Annotated in this window: 6 protein-coding genes and 1 pseudogene; 3 read left to right on the plus strand and 4 right to left on the minus strand. The window is 66.6% G+C overall.

The features are described 5' to 3' along the window. The 3 genes from NW75_RS19780 to NW75_RS19790 form a co-directional block, all read right to left on the minus strand. On the minus strand, positions 1 to 793 hold a 793-nt coding region (locus tag NW75_RS19780), incomplete at its 3' end, for an AAA family ATPase (RefSeq protein WP_052192528.1). Further along, complete coding sequence (locus NW75_RS19785; RefSeq protein WP_033967070.1) at positions 775 to 1,989, minus strand: hypothetical protein; 1,215 nt, start codon at positions 1,987 to 1,989, stop codon at positions 775 to 777. The genes NW75_RS19780 and NW75_RS19785, both read right to left, overlap by 19 nt. Next, positions 1,986 to 2,699: a DUF4129 domain-containing protein gene (locus NW75_RS19790; protein ID WP_171010497.1), complete on the minus strand. Its 714-nt coding sequence runs from the start codon at positions 2,697 to 2,699 to the stop codon at positions 1,986 to 1,988. The genes NW75_RS19785 and NW75_RS19790 overlap by 4 nt, the downstream gene beginning before the upstream one ends. Positions 2,700 to 2,833: 134 nt before the next feature. On the opposite strand from NW75_RS19790, the gene NW75_RS19795 reads away from it, so the two are divergent. From NW75_RS19795 to NW75_RS19805, 3 genes and pseudogenes are all read left to right on the plus strand, one after another. Then, the gene (locus tag NW75_RS19795; RefSeq protein ID WP_126848737.1) at positions 2,834 to 3,631 is read left to right on the plus strand and encodes a hypothetical protein; all 798 of its coding nucleotides are present in this window, start codon (positions 2,834 to 2,836) and stop codon (positions 3,629 to 3,631) included. A 93-nt stretch (positions 3,632 to 3,724) separates the two neighbouring features. Then, entirely contained in the window at positions 3,725 to 4,198 is a 474-nt protein-coding gene (locus NW75_RS19800) for a DUF2141 domain-containing protein (protein ID WP_033967074.1), read from the plus strand. After that, a pseudogene (locus NW75_RS19805) lies at positions 4,195 to 6,787 on the plus strand (MMPL family transporter). Before NW75_RS19800 ends, NW75_RS19805 begins: the two are co-directional and overlap by 4 nt. Here NW75_RS19805 and NW75_RS19810 read toward each other — a convergent pair. Then, complete coding sequence (locus NW75_RS19810) at positions 6,784 to 7,686, minus strand: MlaA family lipoprotein (protein WP_081988842.1); 903 nt, start codon at positions 7,684 to 7,686, stop codon at positions 6,784 to 6,786. The pseudogene NW75_RS19805 and the gene NW75_RS19810 sit on opposite strands and share 4 nt — an antisense overlap. Positions 7,687 to 7,694 lie beyond the last annotated feature (8 nt).

Here is a 7,694-nt window from a genome sequence, read left to right on the forward strand (position 1 = left end):
CGCCCGCACGCGGGCTCGCGCCGCTTTGCAGATCGGCGACACCGCGCGTGCCGCGGATCAGCGCGGCGATATAGTCGATCACCTCGTCGACCAGCCGCACCTGCCCGACCACCGTGATCGCATCGGCAATGGCGGCGGCATTGGCGACGGCCGCAACGCCCCATTCGGCAGGCTCCATCGCATGGCCGTGCGCGCCATGCGTGGCGATGATGCGGCGCTCCTCCGCCGCGCTCGGATAGTCCACGGTCTGTTTGAACAGGAAGCGGTCGAGCTGCGCCTCCGGCAGTGGATAGACGCCCTGCTGTTCGATCGGGTTCTGGGTCGCCACCACCATGAAGCGTTCGCCAAGCGACAGGCTCTCGCCGTCGATCGTCACCGTGCGCTCCTGCATTGCCTCCAGCAACGCCGCTTGCGTCTTGGGCGGGGTGCGGTTGATTTCATCGGCCAGCAGCAGATCGGTGAAGATCGGCCCGCGCGTCAGCGTGAAGGTGCTGGTCTGGAAGTTGAACAGATTGGCACCGATAATGTCGCCCGGCATCAGATCGGGCGTGAACTGGATGCGCCCGAAATCGAGCCCGATGACGCGCGCAAAACTGCGCGCGAGTAGCGTCTTGGCGGTGCCCGGCGGTCCTTCGAGCAGGACATGCCCGCCCGCAAACAGCCCGACCAGCAGGACCTCGACGGTCTGTTCCTGCCCGACCACCGCCTTGCCGATCTCGCCGCGAATGGCCTGGGCCAGCGCCGCGACGTCCTCGACTGTCGTGATTGCACCCGTCACCGTGTCTTCTCCCATAACCATCGATGCAGCGCCTGCGCCGCCTGAAGCATATCGCGCGGGTCGCGCGCGGCACGCGCCTGCTCGGCCAGATCCGAAAAACGCGCGCGATCGGTAAGGCCATCGAGATGCGCATCGAGCGCGCCATCGCGCAGCCGCGCGGGCACCCCGAACACACCCACCGCGCGCTCGCGCACCAGATCGACATAGCGCGCGCCCAACGCACCTTGCCGCCGCGCCTTGCGGACCAAAGCGGCGGCATTGTCGATCAGCGCGGTCTTGCCGAACGCAATCGCGCGCTCGCGCCGCCGTGGCGCGCCGAACCGCGCGGTCGCCTGGATGCCGGCGAGCAGCACCGCCGCCGCGACCGCCAACGTCATCGCAAGGAAGGGCGGCTCGAACGCCAGCTTGAGCGGCGTCCGCGACCGGCCAAAGCCGTTCAGCGTCACGTCGAACAGCACCGATTTTGCGCCCGTCGCATTGAGAAAATCGAGCAACGCCAACGCCGACCGCGCCTGTTTCGGGTCCCGCATCGCAATGTTCGACAGCAAATCGGGGTCGGCCAGCACATAGAACGGATGCTCGCCAATCTGGCCGAGCACGATCCCGCCCTGATCGTCGGTAATCAACGGCTTGAGATCGGCCCCCGCCATCGTTTGTAACGGGCGTGGCGCGGCAAAGTGCACGTCGGCGGGCATCCAGGACAGCCCGATCAGGGGCCGCCCACCGCTCGGATGGCGCGCGATCTTCAGGTCATTCTTGGGGGCGAGCACACCCTCGGGCTCGAACGTCGGCTGCAGTCCGCGATAGCGGACCCACCCCGAATGCTCGGGATCCGCGACGGTGCGCCATTTGGGCAGGATCACCAGCGTTGGCTTGAGCGCGCGCTGTTCGATCACCTTGTTCATATCGGTGCGTCCGGTCTCGGGCGTCAGCACCACCAGATCCTCGGTATCGAGCGCGCGCACATCCCGGACGATCTGCGCATCGCGCCCGGTCGCCTGTGCCAGTTGCACAATCCCGCTAAAGCCGGTCGCCGCATTCGACAGCGCGTGCGCCCCGCCATTGCGGCCCGAGCGCAAATCGGGCGCATAGGCCCCGAGCACGAGCATCCCGAGGAACAAGGCGATCCCCGCCGCCACGACGATGCCAACCGTGCGCACGGAGAACCCGCCCGAGCTCGACCCAGCAGTGCCGATCGCGATATCGCTCATCCGCGCCACGTCCGTGGCAGCGCGAAGTCCGCATAAGCCGCGCGCGCGCTCTGCCAGTCGTCGGCGGCGACGGGACGGCCGCCGAACAGACTACGCTCGACCAGGCGCGCAATCCCCGCAAACAGGCCGCGCGCCGATGGCGGAATCGCGTCGGACGCGCTGAGTTCGCGACTGGTCAGCGCCGGGCGCACCAATTGCGGGCGACGCCGGGCGATGTCGTCGATCGAGCGGAACAGCAAATGGTGCACCGCCTCGGCATAGCGCCCCGCCGCCGCCAGCGCATCGGCCTCGCGCAGCCATTCACGCACCGGTGCCGCCTCCGGCTCCCACCCGGCTTCACCTTCGGGCATGATCGCCGACGGACGGGCGCGGCGAAAGCGCGGCAAGCGCCATTCGCCGTAGCGGATGCGCTGATAGGCCGCCCACAACACCGCCGCGACGGCCACTGCCAACACCGCCCATAAGAAGATCTTGGCATAAGGCCAGTTGGGAAAGAGCCCGTCCAGCCACGCGAAAAAACGTCCAATCGGGGCAAGCACCTGCTGCAGCCATTTGCCAAACTGAATCAGCCACAAGGGCGGCGCGGGCGGCGGCGGCGCGGGGAGCAGCGTGAACTGAATCGTCGAATCGGCTTTGAGCGCCGCATGGGCCGCAGCGAAACGGTCGGTAGCGGTCGCCACCTGCTGCGATGTACCCCCGCTCACTGTCATTCCCCCGGCAGCATGGGTCGCTACCCCGCTCAAACTAAACCAACTCTTCCTTCGCGCAATCGGCAAATTGCGCTGGACGAAGCGGATCGCATCCGCCACCCTGACAACGGTCTAGGGTCGGGGGATACGCAGACATGGCGACTATCGCAGCAGCATCGGACCGTCGCATGTCGATTGGCCGGGTTTTCAACCGCGCTTTCGCAACAATCGGTGCCAATCCGCTGACAATGTTCGGCATTTCGTTCCTGTTCGGAGCGTTGCCGAGCGTTATCCTCAAGGCTCTCCTGCAAAGCCCACGGGCGACACAGACGCTGCCGTTCGACTCCACCACGCTCCTGCTGACGGCGGGCGTGGCGCTGTTGACACTGGCTTTCAACTTTCTGGCGCAAGGCGCGCTGGTCCGGGCGACGGTCGCCTATAGCGACGGGCAGCCCGTCAGCTTCGCCGAATCCGCGCTTGCCGGATTGCGCAAAATCCTGCCGCTCTTTGGGTTGGCGATCTTGCTCGGGCTGATCGTGATCTTCGGGTTGGCCTTGCTGATTGTGCCGGGCGTCATCCTTTACGTGATACTGTCGGTCGCCACCCCCGCCTTGGTCGAAGAAAATTCGGGCATTTTCGGCGCATTCGGACGCAGCGCGGCACTGACCAAGGGTGCGCGCTGGAACATCTTCGCGCTCGAGCTGGTCGTGCTGGTGATCTACTGGATCATTTCGGCGGTGGTCGGCGTGCTCTTCCTCGCGCTGATCGGCTTCCAGAACTTGGCCAATGCCGCGCAGGGCCAGGGCCTGTCGATCGGGCTTATTGCCGTCAGCGCAGTATCGTCCACGCTGGTGATCACGATCATCTCGACGATCCAGACCTCGCTCTATGTCGAACTGCGCAACTGGAAAGACGGCCCGGCGGCGGAAGCGCTGACCGATATCTTCGGCTAAGGCGCTTCAGCGCGCGTTCACCGTGAATCGGCTTAGCAAGCGGCGTTGGCCGGTGGTTCCAATCCGGCCCTGATCTGGTCTAAGGGCCCCGCCATGAATCGCTTCCTCTCCGCCCTGCATCAGCTTTGGTCGCGGCTTGCGCTGTTTCCGCTCGCCATGCTCGCGCTCGGTGCCAGCGCGCCCAGCGGCGTGCTGCATGTCGCGGTCGACAATGTCCGCGCCCGCACCGGGCGCGTGCATGTTGATCTGTGCACCCAGGCGCAGTTTCTGAAGGATTGCCCGACCTCGGCCGATGCCCCCGCTCGGATCGGGCAGACGACGGTGACGCTGACCGGCCTGAAGCCCGGCCGCTATGCCGCGCAGGTGTTTTACGACCAGAATGGCAATGGCAAGATCGACCGCGCGCTGTTCGGCATTCCCAAGGAAGGCGTCGGCTTTTCCAACGATGCCAAGATCCGCCTGGCCCCACCGAAATGGGAGGAAGCGGTGTTCGACTATGACGGGCAGGAACAGACGATCCGCCTGAAATTGCGCTATTTCACAGGCCCGGACGCGCCCAAGCAGTGATTGCGCACCGCATCCAGCAACTCGTCGCGCTTGGCGTTAAGCGGCCGTTCGCGGTGCTTGCGGTGTGCCTCGCGCTGGTCGCAGGCGCGGCGCTCTATGCCGCCAGCCATTTCGCGATGACGACCGACACCGCGGCGCTGATCTCCCCCAAGATCGCGTGGCGGCAGAATGAGAAAGCGGTCGAGACCGCCTTTCCGCAACTGTCCGACGTGCTGCTGGTAATCGTCGATGGCAAAACGCCCGAACTGGCCGAAGCCGCCACCGCGAAATTGTCCGCCGCGCTCGCCGAAGACACCCGCCATTTCCGCACGGTGCAGCGCCCCGATGGCGGCGCGTTCTTCGATCGCGAGGGGCTGCTGTTCGGCTCGACCGCGTCGGTAAAAGCGTCCACCAAGGCCTTGATCGACGCGCAGCCCTTGCTCGGTCCGCTCGCTGGCGATCCGTCGTTGCGCGGCATTGCCGGCGCGTTCTCGACGATGCTGACCGGCGTCACCAACGGCGATGTGCCGCTATCGCGGATCGACCGCCCGATGCGGACGATGGCGGCTGCGCTGGAAACTTCGGCGGTAGGCAAACCCGCTTATTTCTCGTGGCAGCAGCTCTTTGCCGAGCCCGGCGCGGGGGCCGCGCCGCCGCTGCGCCGGCTGATCCTCGCGCAGCCCAAGCTCGATTATGGCGCGCTCCAGCCCGGCGAGGACGCCGTTGCCGCGATCCAGGCGCAGGCGGCGAAGCTCGGTCTCGACCAGGCGCATGGGGTGACCGTGCGCACCACCGGCGAAGTGCCGCTGGCCGACGAGGAATTCGCCACGCTCGAGGAGAATATCGGCTTTGTCGGGCTGGTGATGGCCGCCGCGATGCTGGTGACTTTGTGGTTCGCCACCCGGTCGGTGAAGATCGTCGCAGGAATCGTGGTAACGATCGTCGCCGGGCTGGTGGTGACGACCGCGCTTGGCCTGCTCGCGGTCGGGGCACTCAACCTCATCTCCGTCGCCTTCATTCCGCTGTTCGTCGGGCTTGGCGTCGATTTCGGCATCCAGATCGCGGTGCGCTTCAATGCCGAACGCCTCGACGGAGCCGATACGGGTTCCGCGCTGCAACGCGCGGCGGTGGCACTCAGCGCACCGCTGGCGCTGGCGGCGGGGGCGGTGTTCCTCGGCTTCGGCGCGTTCCTGCCAACCGATTATATCGGCATTGCCGAACTCGGCATCATTGCCGGGCTCGGGATGGTCGTCGCGCTGGTCGCCAGCGTCACGCTGCTGCCGGCGATGCTGATGCTGCTCAAGCCGGGGGTGCCACGCCGCGAGGTCGGCTTTGCCGAGGCCGCCCCGGTCGATCGCTGGCTGCATAGCCACCGCAAGACGGTGCTGTGGGCGTTCGGCCTGTCGATGGCGGGCAGCATCGCCTTGCTCCCCTTCGTCCAGTTCGACTTCAACCCGCTGCACTTGCGCGCCAAGGACGGCCCGGCGATGCGCGCGCTGAGCGATCTGATGCGCGACCCGTTGCGCACGCCTAATACGATCAACCTGCTCGCGCCAATGCTGATGCCGCCAAGGCGTTGACGGAGAAGCTGGGGGCCCTTCCCGAAGTGCAGAAGCGGTATCGGTCGACAGCTTCGTTCCCGCCGACCAGGAGGTGAAGCTCGCTTTGGTGCAGGATGCCTCGCTGCTGCTCGATGCGACGATCAATCCGTTCGACGTGACCCCGCCGCCCAGCGATGCCGACTCCGCCGCCGCGCTGGCGCGTACCGCCGCCGAATTGCGCGCGACCGCGACCAGCCACCCTGGCCCCGCCGCCGATAGCGCGCGCCGCCTTGCCACCGCCTTCTCGCGCCTCGCAAGCGGCACGCCGCAAGACCGCGCCCGCGCGACGGCGTTGCTGGTCACCCCGCTCGACTCGATGCTGGGCCAGATTCGCGCGACGTTGCAGGCCGAAGCGGTGACGCGCGCCACGCTGCCGCCGGAGATTGCCGGAAACTGGATCGCCAAGGATGGCCGCGCATTGGTGCAGGTCTTCCCGAAGGGCGACAGCAACAACAACGCGGTGTTGCGCCGCTTCACCAAGGCGGTGCGCGCCGTCGCGCCCGATGCCAGCGGATTGCCCGTGGCAACGCAGGAAGCGGCGGGAACAGTCGCCTGGGCATTCGTCGAGGCGGGTGTGCTCGCGCTCGCCCTGGTCAGCGGTCTGCTCTTCCTGGTGCTGCGCGACGTTAAGGAGGTGGCGTTTACGCTCGCCCCCGTCGTCCTCTCGGGCTTCCTGACGCTCGGCAGTTGCGTGCTGATCGGGCAGCCGATCAACTTCGCCAACATCATCGCCTTCCCCTTGCTGTTCGGGGTCGGCGTCGCCTTCCACATCTATTTCGTGATGGCGTGGCGCGGTGGCGCGACCGATTTGCTGCAATCCAGCCTCGCCCGCGCAGTGCTGTTCAGCGCGCTGGCAACGGGCAGCGCGTTCGGCAGCCTGTGGCTGTCGCACCATCCGGGCACGGCAAGCATGGGCAAGATCCTGATGATCTCGCTCGCCTGGACCCTGGTGTGCGCGTTAATCTTCGAACCGGCCCTGCTCGGGCCGCCGCGCCCGAAAAAGGGTTAGGGCGCGGGGCTTGGCTGTGCGGGAGCGCTGGGTGCCGCCGACTTTTCGTCGGCGGGCGGAGCCGGGTCGGCTGGGAGGTCGTCGGTAGCAGGCTTGGCCGGCCCAGCGGATGCGGATGCAGCGGGCACCGCCTCCGTCGCGCCGGGATCGTTCAAGGGATCGTCGAGCGGGCTGCTCGTTTGCTTGGTGCCGTGGCGCAGTTCCGCGATGGTCGCCGCGCGGTCCTGCAAAAAGGCCGACCGCAAGGTCGCATAGGGGTCCACCGCCGCGCCCAACAGCGCCTTCAACTCCGCATCGGATTCTGCGCGCAAATCTATCCCGGTGAGCCCGGCTTGGGCCGCCTGATATTCGGCACGATCGAACGGCGTGCCGACGGTGAGGGGCAGCACGGATCCCTCGCCGACCCCGGCCCCGAAGTCGCGCAGCGTATTGGGGCCGACCAGCGGCAGGAAGATATAGGGCCCCGGCCCCACCCCATATCGACCCAGCGTGTTGCCGAAGCTGTTGTCATGATGCGGCAGGTTGAAATCGGACGTCTTGGCGACGTCCAGCAACCCGCCAATCCCGATGGTGGAATTGACCCCGAAACGGGCCAGCGTCCTGATCGCGCGTTTGGGCTTCAACTGCAGCAGGTCGTTGGCGAAAACGAGCGGCTCGCCGACGTTGGAAAAGACATGGCGGATGCCGGTGCGCACCACCTTGGGCACAATCTTTTTATACGCCATCGAGACCGGACGCAGGAAGATCCGGTCCAGAAACTGATGGATCGAGAACATCACACGATTGAAGCCTTCGAGCGAATCGCCCTTGGCATGGTGATGATGACGCACGGACGCCTGCCCGGCGGTGACGGGGGCAAGCGCCACGACGGGCGGCGTCGCCTGCCCCACCGCCGCCACGGGGTGCG

Source organism: Sphingomonas sp. Ant H11 (assembly GCF_000797515.1).
GTDB lineage: Bacteria > Pseudomonadota > Alphaproteobacteria > Sphingomonadales > Sphingomonadaceae > Sphingomonas.